Source organism: Bradyrhizobium sp. Kon56 (assembly GCF_055807635.1).
In genome coordinates, this window is the sequence record NZ_JBVVOU010000013.1 from 70,589 (window position 1) to 89,739 (window position 19,151).

Here is a 19,151-nt window from a genome sequence, read left to right on the forward strand (position 1 = left end):
TGTGGAAAATGCGCGCGAGAATTGCGACGAGGTTCCAGCGGCGCGGCGCGCCGATGCCGAGCGGGAACAGCGAAGCGCGACGATCTGAAGAAAACAAACGCTACTTCAACGACAATCCCGTCCTGCGCCGCAGATCCGTGATCGCGCGCAGAAAACTGTCGGCCGGCGTCGTCTCCGGATCGATCAGGCGGTGCAGGCGAAAGCCGTCTTCCAATGCCAGCACGACGGAGGCCATCCAGGGGGGATTGAGCGTGTCGCCCTTCGCGTTGCTCTTCAGCGTTGCCTCGATGATGTCGGCGACCAGCTTGCGCCGCGCGCGCAGGCGCTTTGCAAGCTCCGGTCGGCGCTTCTCGGCGCGGGCGACAAACAGGATCATCTCCATGTGGAGCAGCGGCGAGCGGCCGAGCGGATCCTGCCTTGTGCGATCCATCGCCTTCAGCGCCGCGATGAAGTCGTCGAGATTGTCGTGCTGCGCGAGGATGTCCATGTTGCGCCGGATCGACTGCGCGACATGGTCCTCGAGCATGGCGATAATCAGCTCGTCCTTGCTCTTGAAGTTGGAATAGAACGCGCCGCGGCTAAATCCGGCCGCCGCCGCGATCGCCTCGATGCTGGCGCCGCCGATGCCGTCCTGCTCGAACACGCGCGCCGCCGCCTCGAACAGCCTGTCGCGCGTGTCGTCCCTGGTCGGCCTAGTTCTCACCCTTGACATCGGGGCAGTTTAGGGCAAAATGCAACTCGATACAACAATGTATCGAGTTGATAATTCCGGGATGGTTACGCTGCGCAAGAGGGGCTGCGGCGTATGCGATTCATGCGGCAACCGATATGAGGTCACCATGAACGAGCACGTGCAGGGCACCGGCGGTCCGCTGTTCAACCCGCTGTCGCCGGACTTCATCCGCGATCCCTATCCGCATTATGACCGGCTCCGCGCGATCTACCCGATTCACGTGACGCCGTTCGGCCAGTTCGTCGCCAGCCGCCATGCCGATGTCAGCCTCGTGATGCGCGACAAGCGTTTTGGCAAGGATTTCGTCGAGCGCTCCAAGCGCCGCTATAGCGAGAAGATCATGGAGGAGCCGGTCTTCCGCAGCATGAGCCACTGGATGCTGCAGGCCGATCCGCCTGACCACACCCGCCTGCGCGGCCTCGTCGTGAAGGCCTTCACCGCCCGCCGCGTCGAGGACATGCGGCCACGCATCCAGGAGATCGTCGACCAGACCATCGATGCCGTGATCGACCGCGGCCACATGGACCTGATCGAAGACTTCGCCTTCCGCCTGCCTGTCACCATCATCTGCGACATGCTCGGCATCCCCGAGGACCATCGCGAGACTTTCTATAACAGCTCGCGCGATGGCGGACGGCTGCTCGATCCCGTGCCGCTGTCGCCGGAGGAGATCGCCAAGGGCAACGCCGGCAACATGATGGCGCAGATGTATTTCCAGCAGCTGTTCGAGCTTCGTCGCAAAAATCCCGGCGACGATCTCATTACCCAGCTGGTGCAGGCCGAGGAAGACGGCAACAAGCTCACCAACGAGGAACTGACCGCCAACATCATCCTGTTGTTCGGCGCCGGCCACGAGACCACGGTCAATCTGATCGGCAACGGCCTGCTGGCGCTGCATCGCAATCCGGACCAGCTCGCGCTTTTGAAGGCGCGGCCGGACCTGATGGTGGGCGCGATCGAGGAGTTTCTGCGCTACGATTCCTCGGTGCAGATGACCGGGCGGGTCGCGCTGGAGGATATCGACGATCTCGGCGGCGCCAAGATCCCCAAGGGCGAGACCGTGCTCTGCCTGCTGGGCTCGGCCAACCGCGACCCGGCGGTCTATCCTGACCGCCCCGACCGGCTCGACGTCACCCGCCAGAATGTGAGGCCGCTGTCGTTCGGCGGTGGCATCCATTTCTGCCTGGGGGCCCAATTGGCCCGGCTCGAGGCCGAGATCGCCATCGCCACGCTGTTGCGTCGGCTGCCCGACCTGCGCATCGACGACGTCGAAAACCCCGAATGGCGGCCGACCTTCGTGCTGCGCGGCCTGAAGCGGCTGCCTGCGAGCTGGTGATGGCTCGCCGGCGTTAACCTCCGCGCGCAACAGTCGCTGTGACTTCGCCACACTTCCCCCTATATAAGGGGCTGTTCCGGTACGTCTGAGGCCCTGCGGCTCAGGCAAGGCCCGCATCCGGTTTGGCCGAGGGGAGACCCGTGCAGACGACGCTGCTCGGATTGGCGATTGCCTTTATCTTAGCGCTGCTGGCCGCTCTGATCGGACCGTACTTCGTCGACTGGAACCAGTTCAGGCCCCAGTTCGAAGCAGAGGCCGGCAGGATCATCGGCGTGCCGGTGCGGGTGGCGGGCGAGCTCGACGCGCGGCTGTTGCCGGCGCCGACGCTGCGGCTGCGCGCGGTCACCTTCGGCGGCAACAACGATCTCGGCCGCCTGCGCGCCGACAAGCTCGACGTCGAGTTCAGCCTGAGCTCGCTGATGCGCGGCGAATGGCGCGCCACCGAGCTTTCGGTCAACGGCATGGCGGTCGATCTCGGTCTCGACGCGCGCGGGCGGGTCGATTTGCCGTCCACCGCGAGCGGCAGCTTCAATCTGGCATCGCTGGCGATCGAGCGGCTGAACCTCACCGGCCGCATCGCCCTGCATGATGCCGCCAGCCATTCGACACTGGAGCTCAACGACATCGCTTTCTCCGGCGATGTGCGCTCGCTGGCCGGCTCGGTCCGGGGCGACGGCAGTTTTGCCCTCAGCGGCGTGCGCTATCCGTTCCGCGTCTCCTCCGGCCCGAGCGCCGACGGCAACGCCACCCGCCTCCACCTCAACATCGATCCCGGCGAGCGCGCGATCCTCGCCGATCTCGAAGGCGTGCTCGCCTTCGACAACCGCCTGCCGAAATTCGAGGGCGCGCTGACGTTCGCCGTGCCGGCGCCGAAGAAGCCGGGCGAGGCGGGGCCGATGCCCTGGAAGCTCACGACGAAACTCAAGGCTGATCCGGCCGGCGCCAAGTTCGAGCAGGTCGACGCCAGCTTCGGGTCCGAAGACTCCGCGCTGAAGCTCGGCGGCGTCGGCGATATCAGGTTCGGGGCTTCGCCGCTGCTGCGTGCGGTGCTGTCGGCGCGCCAGGTCGATGCCGACAAGCTGACCGGCAAGGATGAGCCGCAGCGCATCCTTCCGGCGCTCCGCGCAGGCCTCGCCGCAATCCCGCAGGCGCCGATCCCGGCACAGATCGAGTTCAACTCCGACCAGATCATGCTCGGCGCACGGCCGCTCCAGAACATCACGGCCGAGCTTGCGACCGACGGACGATCCTGGACCTTCCAGCGGCTCGAGCTGCGCGCGCCGGGACAGACGCAGCTCTCGCTCAACGGCGCGACGCCCGGCGCCGACAGCTTCAGCGGCCGTCTCAGCGTCGATTCCTCCGATCCCGATACGCTAGTGGCCTGGCTCCAGGGCCGCAGCGAGGTCAACCGCCGCAGCACGCGGCCGCTGCGCCTTGCCGGTGACGTGACCATCGCCGCCAACCATTTCGCCATCGACAGGCTGAAGGCCGAGATCGACGGCGGCGCGGTCGAAGGCCGCATCGCTTTCGTCCAGACCGGCGCGAGCAAGGGCTCGCGGATCGACGCGGAGCTCAAGGCCGACCGCCTTGACCTCGATGCGGCCGCAAGTTTTGTGCGCGCGCTTTCGGGACCGCAGGGCGAATGGCCGGAGGAAGCGAAGCTGTCGCTCGATATCGGCCGCGCGATCTCGGCCGGGCAGGAGCTGCGGCCGTTCACCGCGAAACTCGGCTACGGCCCCGCATCGCTCTCGCTGGAGCAGTTGCGGTTCGGCCAGGCCAGTGGCGTGACCACGGAAGCAAGTGGCAGCTTCGACCGCGCCAAGGCCACGGGCAAGCTCGCGCTGAAATCCTCCGCCAATTCGCTGCGCGATCTCACTGCACTGCTCGAGCCGTTTGCGCCATCGGTGCGCGCGCGCTTCGACGCCATCCCGTCGCTGCCGGGTGCGACCCGCCTGAAGCTCGACCTCAGCCTCGACAAGAACGCCGAGCACGCCGATCGCAACGACGCGCGCGCTGTCCTCGAACTCGACGCGCCGCAGCTCAAGGCCAGCGCGACGCTGGCCGCGCAGACGCCGGTGGCCGCCGTCAACGGCATCGACGTCGACCGCTTGCGCAACAGCGACTTCACGCTGGACTCGAAAGTCGCGACACCGCAAGCCAGTGCACTGCTGGCGTTGCTCGGGCTCGATCGCGTGGTGGCCGCAGGCGAGGGCGCTTCGCAGTTCGAAGGCCGCTTGAGCGGCGCGTGGCGCCATCAGCTGCAATTGAATGCCAAGCTTAGCGGCGGCGGGCTGGATGCGGACGCACAAGGCAACGTCGAATTATCGGAGCCGAAAGGCAGCGTAAATTTGCGCGTGCGCAACGCCAATCTGGGGCCGCTGTTCGGGACCAGCCCGGCCGATAAATCGGTGCAGAGCGTCAATCTGTCCTCGCGCGTCGGCCTCTCAGGCAACCGTCTGACCTTCAACGATCTCGAGAGCACCCTGGCCGGCTCGCATTTGCGCGGTCATCTGGCGGTGACGCTCGATCAGGAGAAGACCGTCGACGGCGAAGTCGGCCTCGATACGCTCGACCTCGTGCCCGCGCTCGCGATGGCCATCGGCGCGGCCGGACACGATGCCAATGCGCCGCTGAGTGCCGGGCTTCTCGGCGGCTGGCGCGGCCGCGTCGCCTTCCAGGCGTTGCACGGCACGTTGCCCGGCGGCATCGAGCTGCGCCCCTTCGGCGGTACGGTCCGGAGCGACGGTCAGTCGCTCGCGCTCGACGCAATGAAGGGCGGCGTCGGCGGCGGCGAGATCTCGGCGAGCCTTGATGCGCGCAATAGCGCCAATGGTCTGACGCTCAACGCGCGCATCGAGCTCGGTAATGTCGACGCGGCGACGCTGCGGTACCGCGACCTCGCGCTGCCGAAGGGACGAGCCTCGGCGCAGATGGCGCTGACCAGCCAGGGCCGTAGCGTCGCGGCGCTCACCGGTGCGCTCGCCGGCAACGGTACGGTGACGCTCGAATCCGCTGAAATCTCCGGCCTCAATCCACGCGCCTTCGAAATCGCCATCCGCGCCAGCGACGGCGGCCAAATTGCCGACGACAATCGGCTGCGGCAGCTGGTCGAGCCCGCGCTGTCGGCGGGTCCGATTGCAGTGGCCTCGGCGCAGATCCCGTTCACGATCCGGGACGGGCGCCTGCGCGTCGGCGCAACGTCGCTAGAGGCGAAGAACGCGCGCGCCATCGTCTCCGGCGGTTACGACATCCCCGCCGACCAGGCCGACATCCGTGCCAGCCTGACGCCGATCATGACCGGGCTCTCCGGCGCTCCGCCCGAAATCCAGCTGTTCGCGGCCGGTCCCCCCGACGGGCTCAATCGCACCGTCGATCTTGGGCCGCTGTCGTCGTGGCTCGCGGTACGCACGATCGATCGCGAGACGCGCCGGCTGGACGCCATCGAGCGCGGCGAGCCGCCGCCGGCCACCGCCGCGTTGCCGACGCTGGTGTCGCCCGAACCGGCGCCGGAGCCGTCGCTCACGGATGTGCCGATGCCCGGCCGCGATCCGCGCCGTGCGCCGCCGCCGAAGCCCAAGTCCGATATCAGGGTTGCGCCGACGCCAAAGGCGCCGCAGGCCGCTCCCGCGGCACCAAGCCCGCCGCTTGCAAGCACGCAGATCGCGCCGCTGCCTCCGCCGATCGACGTCAGGCCGGCCCCGGGCCCGCCGCCCGCAAAGCCCAAGCCAAAGCCGCCGCTGGTGCTGACGCCGTCAAATCCGTAGGCGATAGTCCGTCATGCCCGGGCTTGTCCCGGGCATCCACGTTCTCCGTCCCAGGCGGTGAGACGTGGATGGCCGGGACAAGCCCGGCCATGACGCCGGAGAGACACCCTCACCCCAACCCTCTCCCGCAAGCGGGAGAGGGGGCGCAGCTTCCTCGTGACGTACCGGTAAACTCATTCTCTCGCTTTTTATCGAATTTTCCCCGGCAAAACTGATCTGCCGACTTTACCGGATTCTCGCGTTTGTTCCCTAGCCTCTGTTCCCAGAGGAACTCGGCGTCCTGCCGGCACAAGCAGGATGGCCAGCCAAGAACTGGGGTCATCGGGATGAACGGCGCGACAACACTTCTGCAGGATCTGGACGACGCAATCGCACGCGGCACCGACGAAAGCCGGACCAAGGCGTTGTGGCACGCGACCGACATTCTGATCACCGGTCGCTACAGCGACGACGAGATCAGCACGTTCGGCGAAGTCATCGGCCGGCTCGCCGACGAGATCGAGGTCGCCGCACGGGTGCAGCTCTCCGAGGTGATGGCAGCCTGCGATCACGCTCCGCTCAATGTCATTGCGCAACTCGCGATCGCCGACGAAATCGAGGTCGCCGGTCCCGTGCTGCGCGATTCCAATCGTATCGACGAGAAGCTGCTGGTCGAGAGCGCCATGACAAAGAGCCAGTCGCATCTGCTCGCGATCGCCCAGCGCAAGTCGATCGGCGAGGCCGTCACCGACGTGCTGGTCAAGCGCGGCGACCAGGAGGTTGTGACGTCGGTCGCCAAAAACGAGGGCGCGCGCTTTTCAGGTTCGGGCCTGCTCCACATGGTCCGCCGCGCCGAGGGTGACTCGATTCTCGCCGAGCAGCTTGGCCTGCGCAAGGACGTGCCGCGCCACATCTTCCAGCAGCTGATCTCGAAGGCGTCAGAAGACGTCCGCCGCCGGCTTGAGCACGAGCGCCCGGAAATGATGGCGCAGATCCAGAGCTCGGTAAGCGACGTCACCGGCGATCTGCAGTCCAAGTTCGGCCCGTCCTCGCGCAGCTATTTCGTCGCCAAGCGCGTGGTGACGACGCAGTACCGGCAGGGCAACCTCAACCAGGACTCGATCTCGAACTATGCGCGCCAGCACCGCTTCGACGAGGTGCAGATCGGCCTGTCGCTGCTGTCGTCGCTGCCGGTCGACGTGATCGAGCGCGCGATGATGGACCGCAATCGCGAGATGATCCTGGTGCTGTGCAAGGCGCTCGACTTCTCCTGGGACACCACCATGTCGCTGCTGTTCCTCGGCGCCAAGGATCATCTGATCACGGCGCGCGAGCTCCACGACAACGAGCGCGATTTCGGCAAGCTCAAGATCGAGACCTCGCGCAGCGTCTTGAAGTTCTACCAATCGCGCAAGACCGGCGCCGATCCCGTCACGGGTCGTCAGCCCGAGCTGCAGGTGCACTGAGCGGTACACCGAACAGGTACACCGAGCATCATCCGGGAATTGGCAGGGAGTATTTGCAATGTTGCCTCAATTCGGCACCGCCGTTCGCAAGAAGAACCTCAACAACGCCGCAGCCGGCGAGATCGGCGGCGGAGCAGCGGACCAGACCTCGGTCGATGCGGCATGGCTCGTGCTGGAAGCCGCCAACGACCTCGGCGACCATGCCGCGATCGAGGCTTGCCGCCGCGTCATCGACGCCGAGCTGAACGGCACGGCGGCCGGCAGCGCGGATGTCGATCTCGTGCTCGGGTATTTCAGGTAAGACTCCGCGGGCGTCCGCTCCATCCGCGCGATAGCGGCTGTTTCCACACCGTCATTGCGAGCGCAGGGCACCGCCGTCGCTCCTTCAATGGCACATTAACGCGCCGACAGCCCCAGACCGCGCGGCCATCCCGCGAACACGCGCATCGCACGCAGCTGTGATCTCCGGAACCGGCCGACGCGGGTAACGACCGAAGCTCCCCTTCGTACAGCCTTCAGCGAGCGTAGTCTCGCAGAGCTGATGGATGTGAAACCGGGGAGACATGGTCGGATGAAAGAGTTCAACGTCGCTGAGGTCGGGGGCGGTTCCTATCGTCCTCTTGCCATTCTGCGCTGGGTCATGGTGATCATCTTCGTATCGTTTGGCATGCAGAAATTCACGCCGCAATCTGCGCAGGGCATCGCGCAGTTCATCAGCAACAGCCCGTTCATCTCCTGGCTGTCGGTGTTCGGCCTGAGGGGAGAGGCCTATGTCCTCGGTGTCGCTGAATTCGTGATTGCGGCGCTGCTCGCGGCAGGCAGCTTCAGCCCGGTTTCGTCCGCCCTCGGTTCATTCATGGGCATGGTGACCTTTGCGATCACCTGGTCGTTCTTCTTCACGACGCCCGGCGTGGTCAAATGGAGCCTTTCATCCGATCCGATGGCGTGGAATCTGACCGGCGAATTTCTGTTCAAGGACATCGTCCTGCTGTGCGTTTGCGCGGTGTTGTTTCTGGCCTCCCTGCCGCAATCGGTTGTCCGGCTGCGCACCGGGTGATCGTCAGGCCGTCTCTCACCGCCGGATCCGGTAGAGGACGCCGTTCTCGCCGTGACGGAACGTGGTTCGCTCGAGGAGATAGTTGGACTTCTCCAGAACGCGGCGCGATGCGCCATTGCCGACATAGACCAGGCCAATGAGGGACGGCAGCTCGTGGTGTAACAGTCCAATATCGGTGAGTGCGGTCGCGGTCTCGCTTGCAAGGCCACGGCCCCAGAATTCGCGCTTGAACGCGTAGGCAATCTCGATCTCGTCGACATCGTCCACGAGGATATGCCTGATGCCCGCTCGCCCGGCGAATGCCCCGTCTTTCGTTCGCAGCACCCACAGACCGAAGCCATGCTGATCCCAATGCGCCATATTGGCGTCGAGATAGGTCTTCGTCTTCTCCGCCGAACGGACGCCGCCGAGATAGCGCGAAACCTCGGCATCGAGATGCAACGCGACGAGGTCGGCGAGATGATTTTCACGAAGCCTTTCGGCGCTGAGCCTCGCCGTTCTGAAATGTTCCATTGGGAACAGATAGCCGCTTCCGAGGTGGGGCGTCGAGTAACATTGACGCGGAATGACTTGGCTGGCAGTGCTTTTCACCGTTGCAAGGACGCGCTTTCAGTTGGGCGGCCGGCCCGGGGCGAATGTTCCCAAGCGGAGTGGCAATGGATTTCGAGCGCGACATAGCCAAGATCAGCGGGATCGCTGCGGTCTCGACCATCCTCGACGTGGTCAGCCGGACCACCGGCATGGGGTTTACGGCCGTTGCCCGCGTCACCGAGGACAGGTGGATCACATGTGCCTCGCGTGACGAACTTGCGTTCGGGCTGAAACCCGGTGACGAGCTCAAGGTTGAGACCACGATCTGCCATGAGATCCGGCAGAGCCGCGAGGCGGTCGTCATCGAGAATGTCAGCAAAGACGCCGGCTACTGCAAGCATCACACGCCTGCACAATATGGCTTCCAAAGCTACATCTCCGTGCCGATCATTCTGCCCGACGGTTCATTCTTCGGAACTCTTTGTGCGATCGATCCGAAGCCGCGCAAGCTTCGGACTCCCGAAGTCATCGGCATGTTCAAGCTTTTTGCCGAGCTGATCGCGTCTCATCTCGACGCGGCCGAGCGCGTCGAACTGATCGAGAACAGGCTCGCGCTGGAACAACGCAATGCGGAACTGCGCGAGCAGTTCATCGCCGTGCTCGGTCACGACCTCCGAAACCCTCTTGCCTCGATCCAGGGCGGCCTGCGGCTTCTGAACAAGAAGGTCGATGACGAGGGGAAGAACTGGATCAACCTCCTGCAGGGAAGCGTGGGCCGGATGGCGGGCCTGATCGACAATGTCATGGACTTCGCCCGCGCGCGGCTCGGCGCCGGGATGCAGCTCAAGTTGAAAGAACAGCCACTCGAGCCTGTCATCAGGCAAATTGTCGCGGAGTTCGAGAACGTGCACCCGGATCGCGTCATCGAAACGGTCGTCAACGTTCCGGGACCTGTGAGAATCGACGCCGACCGCATAGGTCAGATGCTGTCCAATCTTCTCGGCAACGCGATTTCCTATGGCGCCGCCGACAAGCCGATCAGGGTGCTGGCGCAGACGACCGGCGCTGGCTTTGATCTCAGCGTTGCCAACAAAGGCGCGCCAATTCCGGCTGATGCGATCCCGCGCCTTTTCACTGCGTTCGATCGCGGCGACGTTCTGCCGAACCAGAAAGGGCTTGGGCTCGGACTGTACATTGCCCAAGAGATCGCGCGCGCCCATGGCGGGTTGATCGTCGCGTCGTCGATGCGGGATGAAACGGTGTTCACCGCGACGTTTCCGGCGAGTCCGGCCCGCGGCTGAGAAGGCGTGCTACGCCGGCCTAGCTTGCCGTCACGAAGCGTCGCGCCAATTCTCCGACAATACCATCATGCGCCTGTTTTGCGCGACGGTGCAACCGGCGAACAGCTGATAGCGCTGATTGTGCGAGGCTCTTTCCGGATGCGGTCCGACGATTTTCTTGCGGGCAAGGCATTGTGCCTCTTCAGAGAGAGAGCTGCACGAAAACGTCCAGAGGATGTGAATTGGTTCACACACACGTGGTCGCTCCGGATTTACGGTACGCCTAATTCCGCGTAGAGCGGCCCGTTCGAACTATCTCGCTCAAGAGGGAGTTCAGGCTATGGCTAGCATCGTGTTGGGAATTGTCATTTCCATTTTACTATCGACACAAGCCTCCGCAGATCAGGTCGGTGACGCCGCGTCCGACCTGGTTCCTTCGCTGGTGCGCTGGTCCATCACGTTGTTGGGCCTGGTGGTGGCAGGCCGGTTGGCCTGGCAGGCTTTTGGCCGCGCGGTCAACATTGCCGAAGTCCCGACTTTCCCGCGATACATGACGACCCGGCAGCAGTATCGATTGGGCGGGTTCATCTTTGTCGTATTCTCATGCGGCTTCTTCCTTCTTCTCATCCATGAGAACCGCGACGTCATTGCCCTGGCGCCGCTGGTTCCTGCATTTCCGGTAGCCTTCATAGAGGCTGCGAAAAGTCAGTCTGCTCCGTACCTGACCGTCGTCGCCGCAATGGGGATCGTGTATCTGTTCCTCCTGACGAAGGAGGCTCAATGGAACGTCCTGCTGATGGTGCGCGATGTGATCCAGAGCTGGATCAGCGTGCCTCAGCTCGCGAAGCAGATCATGGCGCAAATCCGCTTTTCGCTGCGTGTGCCGCAGGAGGTGCTCTCGAAAGTCATCGCGAATTCTCCGGATGTCGTCGATCAGGACTTCCGCAAGGATCCGAACACCCCGGATCGGATGTGGGCGGAAATCTGTTACATGAAATGGTGGCTGACGCAGGGACGCGACACCGGAGATGACGCCACCTTCTTCACCGAGGACAGCTTTGGTTTCGACAAGCTGATGGCAGACTTCCAGCAGGGGGCGCCGACGATGAGCCAGTGGAAGGCTGGGACGTTGACGGGCCTTGCTGCGCCCCAGGCCACGCAACTGATCAAGGACCTCTACAACCGATTTGCCCGGCTTGTCGCGTGTTACCTGATCTATCGCAACGGCTCCCGCATCGACCTGCGCAATGAGGCCAGCAAATTCGGCATCGAAATCGATGCGCCCATTCACGACAATCCGCTACGGTACTGGATCGTCTATATCATTGCCTTGATCTGCTCCGTTTATCTGGGCGTGACCATTTCGGCCGTGATTTATGACGTGCTGCAAGGCAGAGGCGTCGTCTGGGCGCAGGACCCCAATCGCTCGATTGCATGGGTCATGTATTCGCTTTGCAATTATGGATTGGCAATCGTCGTCGTTCTCTTGCTTCGATTTGCGATGTCATCTTTGGGAAGCGATTCAGATCAGTCCCACCTCACCACTTATTGCTGGAGCTTCCTGGTCGCGCTCGCCGTAGGGCCCGCTGGTCTGACGTTGGCCGTGCATAACTTTGGCGAGGGCAATTTGCGGGAAATGTCCCTTGCCAGCCTTTACTTTGCGATGTTGCGGTGGGGCCTCGGGCCGGCGCTCGTGACAGTCTATATTTCGTACTATCTCGACAGGCAGAGCTGCTCCGATCTGCCGGACATCGACAATTCGATGCGAACGGTCGCGTGGCGGCTGTTCAATTGCTTCGGCTTTGCGGCAACCAATGTGTTCTTGCTTCTGCCCCAACTGCTGTCGCTGATGGCACAGGAGGGGGCAATCTGGGAAACCAATAAGCTGCGCTTCATTGCGGCTGGGACGACGTTCTGCCTGGCATTCGGCCTCGCATTGGCCGCGCAGTTCGCGCTCAAGAAGGAGCGGATTGGAACGGTGCTGGCGCATAAACCGGCTTGACGCCAGATATGGTCGGTCGTGGCGATGATGGCATCATGCTCCTGTTTTGCCCGACGGAGCAACTGGCGCAGCCCTGCGGCCGGACGATTTTCGCACAAGTGTAAGTCATTGATTTCACAACACCCGTCTACTGTGCATGGGGTTGTTTTCGCAGTTTTTTGTTTGGGGCCTACCCCGCCCCGAACGCGACCGCGACATTGTAGGTCAGAAGGCTCGCGGCATAGGCCAGCACCAGCATGTAGAAGAAGGTGACGGCCATCCAGGTCCAGCTTCCGGTCTCGCGCCGGATCACGGCCAGCGTCGATGCGCATTGCGGGGCAAAGATGTACCAGGCAAGCATCGACAGCGCGGTCGCGAGCGACCATTTCGTCGCCAGCACCTGGCCGATCTGCTCGGCCGCTTCCTTGCCGCCTTCGATCGCATAGACGGTGCCGAGCGCCGCGACCGCGACCTCGCGCGCCGCCATGCCGGGGATCAGCGCGACCGCGATCTGCCAATTGAAGCCGACCGGCGCCAGCAGCGGCTCGAGTGCCTTGCCGATGATCGCAGCGAGGCTGAAATCGATCGCCGGTTCGGTTGCGCCTGCGGGCGGCTGCGGGAACGAGGCCAGGAACCAGATCAGCACCATCATCGAGAAGATCGTGGTGCCGGCGCGGTGCAGGAACATCTTGGCCCGCGTGTAGACGCCGATCGCGATCGATTTCAGCCGCGGCATCTTGTAGTCCGGCAGCTCCAGCATGAACGGCGCCGGCGCATAGTCGCGCAGCATGAAGAATTTGATGAGAAACGAGACCAGCAGCGCGCTGATGATGCCGGCAGCGTAGAGGCCGAACATCACGAGGCCCTGGAGGTTGATGAAGCCCCAGACGTCTTTGGCCGGAATGAAGGCGGAGATGATCAGCGTGTAGACGGGAATGCGCGCCGAGCAGGTCATCAGCGGCGCGATCAGGATCGTGGTCAGCCGGTCGCGCTTGTTGTCGATCACGCGCGTCGCCATGATGCCGGGGATGGCGCAGGCGAAGCTCGACAGCAGCGGAATGAAGGCGCGGCCGTGCAGGCCGGCGCCGCCCATGATGCGGTCCATCAGGAACGCGGCGCGCGCCATGTAGCCGAAATCTTCCAGCAGCAGGATAAACAGGAAGATGATGATGATCTGCGGCAGGAACACGATGACGCTGCCGACGCCTGAGATCACGCCGTTCTGAAGGAAGCTCTGCAGCAGGCCTGCGGGTAAGGTCGCGTGCACGAACTCGCCGAGGGAGTCGAAGCCGGAATTGAGCAACTCCATCAGCGGCTGCGCCCAGGCGAACACCGCCTGGAACATCACGAACAGGATCGCCGCGAGCACGATCAGCCCCCCGACGGGATGCAGCACGACCGCGTCGATCCGCGCCGTCCAGGTGTCGGGCCGGCTGGGCAGGCTGACGCAGTCGGCGATGATGCGGTCGGCTTCGCGCTGGGTGGCGCGCAAGTCGGCCACGCTGAGCGCCCGCCAATTGTTCTCTCCCGGCTCGGCGGCGAGCTTTGCCGAAATCTCGTCGGTCAGCGACAGCAGGTCGGCCGTGCCGCCCTTGCGCACCGCGATCGAGGTGACCACGGGCACGCCGAGCTCCTTGGCGAGCCGCTCGACGTCGACAGTGATGCCGCGGCGGGTCGCGATGTCGAACATGTTGAGCACGAGGATCATCGGCCGGCCGGTGCGCTTGAGCTCCAGCAGCAGGCGGATGGTCAGGCGCAGATTGGTCGAGTCCGCCACGCACAGCACGAGGTCGGGCACGATCTCGCCGGTGGCCTTGCCGAGCACGAAGTCCCGGGTGATCTCCTCGTCCGGGCTCCGTCCGCGCAGCGAATAGGTGCCCGGCAGGTCGACCACGGAGACCTGGCGCCCCAAGGGCGTGACGAAGAAGCCTTCCTTGCGCTCGACGGTGACGCCGGGATAGTTCGCGACCTTCTGCCGGCTGCCGGTCAGCGCATTGAACAGCGAGGTCTTGCCGCTGTTTGGCGTGCCGACCAGGGCGAGATGCAGCAGGGGTGCTTCCATGGAATTGGGGTCCGGTCGCTTCAGGCGACGATAATGGCCATGGCTTCGCGACGGCGGACCGCGATGGTGATGCTGTCGACCCGCACGGCGATCGGGTCGCGGCCGACCAACCCCTCGTGCAGGATCTCGACCCGCGCGCCCTCGACGAAGCCGAGCTCGATCAGCCGACTCTCGAGTTCGATGTCCGAGAGTGCCGAGCCTGCGTCCTTGGGGGAAAGGTGCTGGATGACGCCGGTATAGCCGCGCTGGGCCAGGCCCAGCGGCATCTGCGGACGCGTATCATGGATGTCGGTCATGCCCTGTATTTTCAACGCAGGGCATCGAGGTCAAGCGCGCTCGGTCGCTGAAACTGCACCTTAGAGTGATTTTAAAGTACCAGCTTCGTGACAGAGGCGATCGGCGCCAGGATCGGCATCAAGGATCGGCGCAAAGACGGCTACTGGGCCGGGACCTTTTCCGCCTGGATGGCGGCCATGGCGCGGCTCTTGAAGTAGTCGAGCACGAACAGGCGGATCGCCGAGGACAGATTGCCCTGCTGGCGGTTGCTGTCGATCTCGCCGACCAGCTCGGACAGCGTCATGTTGCGCAGGCCCGAGATCTCCTTCATGCCGTTCCAGAACGCCTCTTCCAGGCTGACACTGGTCTTGTGGCCGGCGACGACGATCGACCGTTTCACGACGGGCGACTTCATGGCTGCTCCTCGCAATCGATCCGGTGCTGGTCCAGGTGCGTCTTCGCCTGATCCGCGCGCGTCTCCTCCGCCGACCGCTCCGCCTTCGTGCGGCCGAACTTCGTTCGGTTGGCGTCCGCCTGCTTCGCCGTGGCTTCCCGCTCGGCGCGCTTCCGGAAACGATTCAGGTTGATGACGTTCGCCATGTCGCGTCTCCATCATCCGATCCTCCGTGGGCAGGATGAAACATTCAGAAACTGTGCGCCGAATTGCGCCCGATGAGACTTGATCGCCATTCGCTTGTCCTCGTCAATCGACCCTTGGGCCATCAAACGATGAATTCCGCCCCGTGGGGGCGGAGGGGCTGCGTAACACGCAATCCCGCCGCGACATTGACGGTAATCAAATCCCGTCCTTTAAGCCCTACATTTAATGGAGCTAGGGGCTCCGTATCATTACGGATGGCTATCGGAATTCGGAATTTATCCCGGGCTGGTCATCTTCTCGGGGCGCACCAGGCGGTCGAATTCCTCGCTTGAGACGAAGCCAAGCCGCAGCGCCTCTTCCTTCAGGGTGGTGCCGTTGGCATGCGCCGTCTTGGCCACCTTGGCCGCGTTGTCGTAGCCGATCTTGGGGGCGAGCGCCGTCACCAGCATCAGCGAGCGCTGCATCAGTTCCTTGATGCGCTTCTCGTCGGCGCGGATGCCGCTGACGCAATGCTCGGTGAAGGAGCGCGCGGCGTCCGCCATCAGCCGGATCGAGTGCAGCATGTTGTAGGCCAGTACGGGCTTATAGACGTTGAGCTCGAAATGGCCCTGGCTGCCGGCGACCGTGATCGCGGTGTGATTGCCGAACACCTGGCAGCACACCATCGTCATCGCCTCGCACTGCGTCGGATTGACCTTGCCCGGCATGATCGAGGAGCCCGGCTCGTTCTCCGGCAGCATGAGTTCGCCGAGGCCCGAACGCGGACCCGATCCGAGCAGGCGGATGTCGTTGGCGATCTTGAACAGGCCTGTCGCGACCGAATTGATGGCGCCGTGCGCCGATACATAGGCGTCGTTCGAAGCCAGCGCCTCAAATTTGTTGGCCGCGCTGGTGAACGGCAGCTTGGTAATCCCGGCAACGTGCTTTGCGAACAGTTTTGCAAAGCGCGGCTTCGAATTGAGGCCGGTGCCGACGGCGGTGCCGCCCTGCGCCAGCGGATAGAGCTCCTTCACCGCGACCTTGAGCCGGGCGATGCCGCTTTCGACCTGTGCGGCATAGCCGGAAAATTCCTGGCCGAGCGTCAACGGCGTCGCGTCCTGGGTGTGGGTGCGGCCGATTTTGACGATCTTTGCGAACTCCTTCTCCTTCTTGCGCAGTGCACGCAGCAATTCGCCAAGGGCAGGGACCAGATCGGCGGTAATGCGGCTTGCCGCCGCGATATGCATCGCGGTCGGGAACGAGTCGTTCGACGACTGGCTCATGTTGACGTGATCGTTGGGATGCACCGGCTTCTTGGCGCCAAGCTCGCCGCCCAGGATCTCATTGGCGCGGTTGGCGATGACCTCGTTGAGATTCATGTTGCTCTGGGTGCCCGAGCCGGTCTGCCACACCACCAGCGGAAAATGATCGTCCAGCTTGCCCTCGATCACCTCGCGCGCAGCGCGGATGATGGCGTTGGCGCGGCGCTGGTCGAGCAAACCGAGCTCCTGGTTGGACTGCGCTGCGGCGAGCTTGACGATGCCGAGCGCATGCACGAGCGAGATCGGCATGCGATCGATGCCGATGCGAAAATTCTGGCGCGAGCGTTCGGTCTGCGCGCCCCAATAACGATCGGCGAGGACCTCGATCGGGCCGAAGCTGTCGGTCTCGGTGCGGGTCGCCGGGCGCGAGGAGCCGTCGGTCTTCGAGGGGGAAGTCTTCGAGAGGGAAGTTTTGGCCATGAGCACATCCATTCCGCCGCGCGAAATGCCGCGCGGCCTCATCATGTGCCTCTATATAGGGAATATAGGGAGTTTGGCCGCCTGCGACGGGCGCCGACCCGATCTAGATCATTTCTTGCGGAAACGATCCAATCGCACGACTTCGGCGCCGCCCTGGTTCGGAGCCGCCGGCTCCTCAGTGCCTTCCGCAGGGTCAGTGGCAGGGGCCACCGCGACCGCGGACGGGGCGGGAGCGGCCGGCAAGGTCTCGGCCGAGACGTCGGCGACATCGGAGGTGTCGAACTGGAGGCCGAATTTCACGGACGGATCAAGGAAGCTCTTGATGGCGCTGAACGGCACGATCAGCCGCTCCGGAATGCCGCCGAAAGACAGGCCGACCTCGAAGCGGTCCTCGAGCACGGTCAAATCCCAGAACTGATGCTGCAGGATGATCGTCATTTCTTCTGGATATTGGGCCAGCAGCCGGGACGACAGCTTCACGCCCTCGGCCTTCGAGACGAAGGTGATGAAGAAATGATGCTCGCCGGGTAGTCCCTGGGACGCGGCGTCGGTCAGCACCTTGCGCAACACGCCGCGCAGCGCGTCGCGGGCCAGCACATCGTATCGGATATGATCGGTCGCCATGGTGGTCCTGTTGCATTCCAGGAGCTGGGCCCTGCCGGCCCGACTCGCCAAGTCGCAATAGTACCGCGCCTGACGGGTCAGCAGGAGTCCCCGCGGGGTAGGAAATAAGAGGTAAGTGGAGGCTTCTGTTGCCAGGTGCCTCCGAACCCCGCCTAACGGAGCTTAACCCGTTAGGACTTCAGAATGGTCTTTCAAACTGCGTTACGCAGCCTGAGCAACCGGAGCAAAGTTGTCGTTGGCAACTATTGCATAGCCCGATAACGGCGGAACAATACCGGGAAAAAGAACGCCCTTTACGCCCTCGTCGATCCTATTTCGCCCCCGCCAAAGCCCGCTTTCAGGGCCAGCCCGCTGGTGGGCTTTGGTGGAGGCGCCGGGTACCGCCCCCGGGTCCGAATGGTTTATTGCGACGACCGTTTATTTCCATAGCCGGCGAACCGGCACTCCCAATATAGGGGGCAAACGTTTCAAATAACAGGTGTTTCGAGCGATCATTCCGAGGTTCCCTCTGGATAGGTTCCCGGCAGGCTTGGCCGCCTGCCGGCCGGCGTTCTAAGCTCCTGACATGTCCGAGGATTCCGCACCGGTCGCGCAACAACCAGTTCAAGAGCCGGACGGTCCAGCCACCAGCGCCGTTCCGCCGGGCTTGCTCGCGCTGTTCCTCGCCTTCGCCAGGATGTCGCTGGCGGGCTTCGGAGGGGTTTTGGTATTCGCCCGGCAGGCCATCGTCGAGCAGCACCGCTGGATGACGGCGGACGAGTTCAACGAGACTTTTGCGCTCTGCCATTTCCTGCCCGGGCCCAACATCGTCAATCTCTCGATGGTGTTCGGCGCGCGGCTGCGCGGGATCGCCGGCGGCATTGCCGCCTTTGCAGGGCTGTTGCTGCCGCCCACGCTGATCATGACGGTGCTCGCGATCATCTACGCCCGGTTCGGCGATGTGGACGTGCTGCGCCGCATCCTCGCGGGCATTTCCTGTGCGGCCGTCGGCCTCTTGATCGCGGTGGTCTTCCGGATGATGACGCCGCTGCTCAAGCGGCTGGACGCCTTGGCGCTCATCCTGATGCTGGGCGTGTTCCTCGCCATCGGCGTCCTTCGCCTGCCGCTCCAGGCCGTGCTTTTGGTCGCGATCCCCGTCAGCGTCGGCGCCACTTTCCTGATGCGGCGGAAGGTAGCAGCATGAACGCGGAGAACCCGATCTGGGGGCTGATCTCGACCTTCGGTCTGATGTCGCTGTTCGCGGTCGGCGGTGCCGCGGCGGCGGTGCCCGAGATGCACCGCATCGCGGTCGATGTGCATCACTGGATGACCGACAAGCAGTTCGCCGATGCCTATGCGATCGCGCAGCTCTCACCAGGTCCGAATGTGCTTATCGTCACGTTGATCGGCTATGCTGTCGCCGGCATCCCCGGCGCCCTGGCGGCGACTTTGGCCATGTGCCTGCCCACCGCGTTGCTTGCCTATTATGTCAGCCGGCTCCTCAACCGGCCGAACCAATCGCGCTGGCCCGGGCTGATCCAGGCTGCACTGGTTCCGCTCTCGATCGGCCTGATGGCGGCGAGCGCCCTGATCCTCGCCGAGTCGACCGATCGTACGCTTGCTGCGCTGCTTCTGACCGCGACGGTTGCAGTGGTCGCATCCGTCTCGCGCATCAATCCACTATGGATTTTGCTCGTCGGGGGCTTGTTGGGTTTTGCTGGCATTGTGTAATGAAAATGGCTAGGCAGGGATCCGGGCGGG

Annotated in this window: 17 protein-coding genes and 1 other RNA gene; 9 read left to right on the forward strand and 9 right to left on the reverse strand. The window is 63.8% G+C overall.

All coding sequences use genetic code 11. From position 1 onward, the window contains the following. Positions 1 to 100 precede the first annotated feature (100 nt). Positions 101 to 712 carry a TetR/AcrR family transcriptional regulator gene (locus tag AC0L3B_RS21325; RefSeq protein ID WP_085385110.1) on the reverse strand — a complete coding sequence of 204 codons (612 nt, stop codon included), beginning with the start codon at positions 710 to 712 and terminating at the stop codon, positions 101 to 103. A 127-nt stretch (positions 713 to 839) separates the two neighbouring features. On the opposite strand from AC0L3B_RS21325, the gene AC0L3B_RS21330 reads away from it, so the two are divergent. The 5 genes from AC0L3B_RS21330 to AC0L3B_RS21350 all read left to right on the forward strand — a co-directional run bounded on the left by AC0L3B_RS21330 (position 840) and on the right by AC0L3B_RS21350 (position 8,335). After that, positions 840 to 2,069 (forward strand): cytochrome P450, encoded by a 1,230-nt coding sequence (locus AC0L3B_RS21330; protein ID WP_018454316.1) that lies wholly within the window; start codon positions 840 to 842, stop codon positions 2,067 to 2,069. A gap of 140 nt (positions 2,070 to 2,209) precedes the next feature. Continuing rightward, on the forward strand, positions 2,210 to 5,833 hold the full coding sequence (locus tag AC0L3B_RS21335) for an AsmA family protein (RefSeq protein WP_473380995.1): 3,624 nt from the start codon (positions 2,210 to 2,212) through the stop codon (positions 5,831 to 5,833). Positions 5,834 to 6,159: 326 nt separating this feature from the next. Further along, a complete protein-coding gene (locus tag AC0L3B_RS21340; RefSeq protein WP_473380996.1) occupies positions 6,160 to 7,278 on the forward strand; it encodes a DUF2336 domain-containing protein in 1,119 nt (372 codons plus the stop codon). Positions 7,279 to 7,336: 58 nt separating this feature from the next. Further along, a complete protein-coding gene (locus AC0L3B_RS21345) occupies positions 7,337 to 7,579 on the forward strand; it encodes a hypothetical protein (protein WP_247820427.1) in 243 nt (80 codons plus the stop codon). Positions 7,580 to 7,849: 270 nt separating this feature from the next. Next, on the forward strand, positions 7,850 to 8,335 hold the full coding sequence (locus AC0L3B_RS21350) for a YkgB family protein (RefSeq protein WP_085360657.1): 486 nt from the start codon (positions 7,850 to 7,852) through the stop codon (positions 8,333 to 8,335). Between the two features lie 15 nt (positions 8,336 to 8,350). Here AC0L3B_RS21350 and AC0L3B_RS21355 read toward each other — a convergent pair whose 3' ends face one another. Further along, positions 8,351 to 8,848, reverse strand: a complete 498-nt coding sequence (locus AC0L3B_RS21355) for a GNAT family N-acetyltransferase (RefSeq protein ID WP_018454321.1) — start codon at positions 8,846 to 8,848, stop codon at positions 8,351 to 8,353. Positions 8,849 to 8,991: 143 nt separating this feature from the next. Between AC0L3B_RS21355 and AC0L3B_RS21360 the strand changes: the two genes are divergently transcribed. Both AC0L3B_RS21360 and AC0L3B_RS21365 read left to right on the forward strand, forming a co-directional pair. After that, positions 8,992 to 10,167, forward strand: coding sequence for a GAF domain-containing sensor histidine kinase (locus tag AC0L3B_RS21360; RefSeq protein ID WP_018454322.1), 1,176 nt, complete (start codon positions 8,992 to 8,994; stop codon positions 10,165 to 10,167). 319 nt (positions 10,168 to 10,486) lie between these two features. Next, the gene (locus tag AC0L3B_RS21365) at positions 10,487 to 12,148 is read left to right on the forward strand and encodes a hypothetical protein (protein WP_247475476.1); all 1,662 of its coding nucleotides are present in this window, start codon (positions 10,487 to 10,489) and stop codon (positions 12,146 to 12,148) included. 169 nt (positions 12,149 to 12,317) lie between these two features. On the opposite strand, the gene feoB is transcribed toward AC0L3B_RS21365, so the two are convergent. The 7 genes from feoB to ssrA form a co-directional block, all read right to left on the reverse strand. Continuing rightward, complete coding sequence (gene feoB / locus AC0L3B_RS21370; protein ID WP_018454324.1) at positions 12,318 to 14,189, reverse strand: ferrous iron transporter B; 1,872 nt, start codon at positions 14,187 to 14,189, stop codon at positions 12,318 to 12,320. A 20-nt stretch (positions 14,190 to 14,209) separates the two neighbouring features. Continuing rightward, entirely contained in the window at positions 14,210 to 14,485 is a 276-nt protein-coding gene (locus AC0L3B_RS21375; RefSeq protein ID WP_018454325.1) for a FeoA family protein, read from the reverse strand. A 140-nt stretch (positions 14,486 to 14,625) separates the two neighbouring features. Beyond that, positions 14,626 to 14,880 carry a ribbon-helix-helix domain-containing protein gene (locus AC0L3B_RS21380; RefSeq protein WP_018454326.1) on the reverse strand — a complete coding sequence of 85 codons (255 nt, stop codon included), beginning with the start codon at positions 14,878 to 14,880 and terminating at the stop codon, positions 14,626 to 14,628. Continuing rightward, entirely contained in the window at positions 14,877 to 15,065 is a 189-nt protein-coding gene (locus tag AC0L3B_RS21385; protein ID WP_018454327.1) for a DUF4169 family protein, read from the reverse strand. Before AC0L3B_RS21385 ends, AC0L3B_RS21380 begins: the two co-directional genes overlap by 4 nt. A 276-nt stretch (positions 15,066 to 15,341) precedes the next feature. Next, positions 15,342 to 16,787 (reverse strand): class II fumarate hydratase, encoded by a 1,446-nt coding sequence (gene fumC / locus AC0L3B_RS21390; protein ID WP_244561280.1) that lies wholly within the window; start codon positions 16,785 to 16,787, stop codon positions 15,342 to 15,344. 108 nt (positions 16,788 to 16,895) lie between these two features. Next, entirely contained in the window at positions 16,896 to 17,411 is a 516-nt protein-coding gene (locus tag AC0L3B_RS21395; RefSeq protein WP_018454329.1) for an SspB family protein, read from the reverse strand. Positions 17,412 to 17,525: 114 nt separating this feature from the next. Next, positions 17,526 to 17,892: a transfer-messenger RNA gene (gene ssrA, locus AC0L3B_RS21400) on the reverse strand. A gap of 84 nt (positions 17,893 to 17,976) precedes the next feature. Here ssrA and AC0L3B_RS21405 point away from each other — a divergent pair. After that, on the forward strand, positions 17,977 to 18,594 hold the full coding sequence (locus AC0L3B_RS21405; RefSeq protein ID WP_018454330.1) for a chromate transporter: 618 nt from the start codon (positions 17,977 to 17,979) through the stop codon (positions 18,592 to 18,594). Next, positions 18,591 to 19,121 carry a chromate transporter gene (locus tag AC0L3B_RS21410; RefSeq protein ID WP_018454331.1) on the forward strand — a complete coding sequence of 177 codons (531 nt, stop codon included), beginning with the start codon at positions 18,591 to 18,593 and terminating at the stop codon, positions 19,119 to 19,121. The genes AC0L3B_RS21405 and AC0L3B_RS21410 overlap by 4 nt, the downstream gene beginning before the upstream one ends. Positions 19,122 to 19,151: the final 30 nt, after the last annotated feature.

Excerpts from the sequence above, each read along its gene's own strand:
- AC0L3B_RS21325 (WP_085385110.1), bottom strand. The coding sequence starts at position 712 with ATGTCAAGGGTGAGAACTAGGCCGACCAGGGACGACACGCGCGACAGG.
- AC0L3B_RS21330 (WP_018454316.1), top strand. The coding sequence starts at position 840 with ATGAACGAGCACGTGCAGGGCACCGGCGGTCCGCTGTTCAACCCGCTG.
- AC0L3B_RS21340 (WP_473380996.1), top strand. The coding sequence starts at position 6,160 with ATGAACGGCGCGACAACACTTCTGCAGGATCTGGACGACGCAATCGCA.
- AC0L3B_RS21345 (WP_247820427.1), top strand. The coding sequence starts at position 7,337 with ATGTTGCCTCAATTCGGCACCGCCGTTCGCAAGAAGAACCTCAACAAC.
- AC0L3B_RS21350 (WP_085360657.1), top strand. The coding sequence starts at position 7,850 with ATGAAAGAGTTCAACGTCGCTGAGGTCGGGGGCGGTTCCTATCGTCCT.
- AC0L3B_RS21355 (WP_018454321.1), bottom strand. The coding sequence starts at position 8,848 with ATGGAACATTTCAGAACGGCGAGGCTCAGCGCCGAAAGGCTTCGTGAA.
- AC0L3B_RS21360 (WP_018454322.1), top strand. The coding sequence starts at position 8,992 with ATGGATTTCGAGCGCGACATAGCCAAGATCAGCGGGATCGCTGCGGTC.
- AC0L3B_RS21365 (WP_247475476.1), top strand. The coding sequence starts at position 10,487 with ATGGCTAGCATCGTGTTGGGAATTGTCATTTCCATTTTACTATCGACA.
- feoB (WP_018454324.1), bottom strand. The coding sequence starts at position 14,189 with ATGGAAGCACCCCTGCTGCATCTCGCCCTGGTCGGCACGCCAAACAGC.
- AC0L3B_RS21375 (WP_018454325.1), bottom strand. The coding sequence starts at position 14,485 with ATGACCGACATCCATGATACGCGTCCGCAGATGCCGCTGGGCCTGGCC.
- AC0L3B_RS21380 (WP_018454326.1), bottom strand. The coding sequence starts at position 14,880 with ATGAAGTCGCCCGTCGTGAAACGGTCGATCGTCGTCGCCGGCCACAAG.
- AC0L3B_RS21385 (WP_018454327.1), bottom strand. The coding sequence starts at position 15,065 with ATGGCGAACGTCATCAACCTGAATCGTTTCCGGAAGCGCGCCGAGCGG.
- fumC (WP_244561280.1), bottom strand. The coding sequence starts at position 16,787 with ATGGCCAAAACTTCCCTCTCGAAGACTTCCCCCTCGAAGACCGACGGC.
- AC0L3B_RS21395 (WP_018454329.1), bottom strand. The coding sequence starts at position 17,411 with ATGGCGACCGATCATATCCGATACGATGTGCTGGCCCGCGACGCGCTG.
- AC0L3B_RS21405 (WP_018454330.1), top strand. The coding sequence starts at position 17,977 with ATGTCCGAGGATTCCGCACCGGTCGCGCAACAACCAGTTCAAGAGCCG.
- AC0L3B_RS21410 (WP_018454331.1), top strand. The coding sequence starts at position 18,591 with ATGAACGCGGAGAACCCGATCTGGGGGCTGATCTCGACCTTCGGTCTG.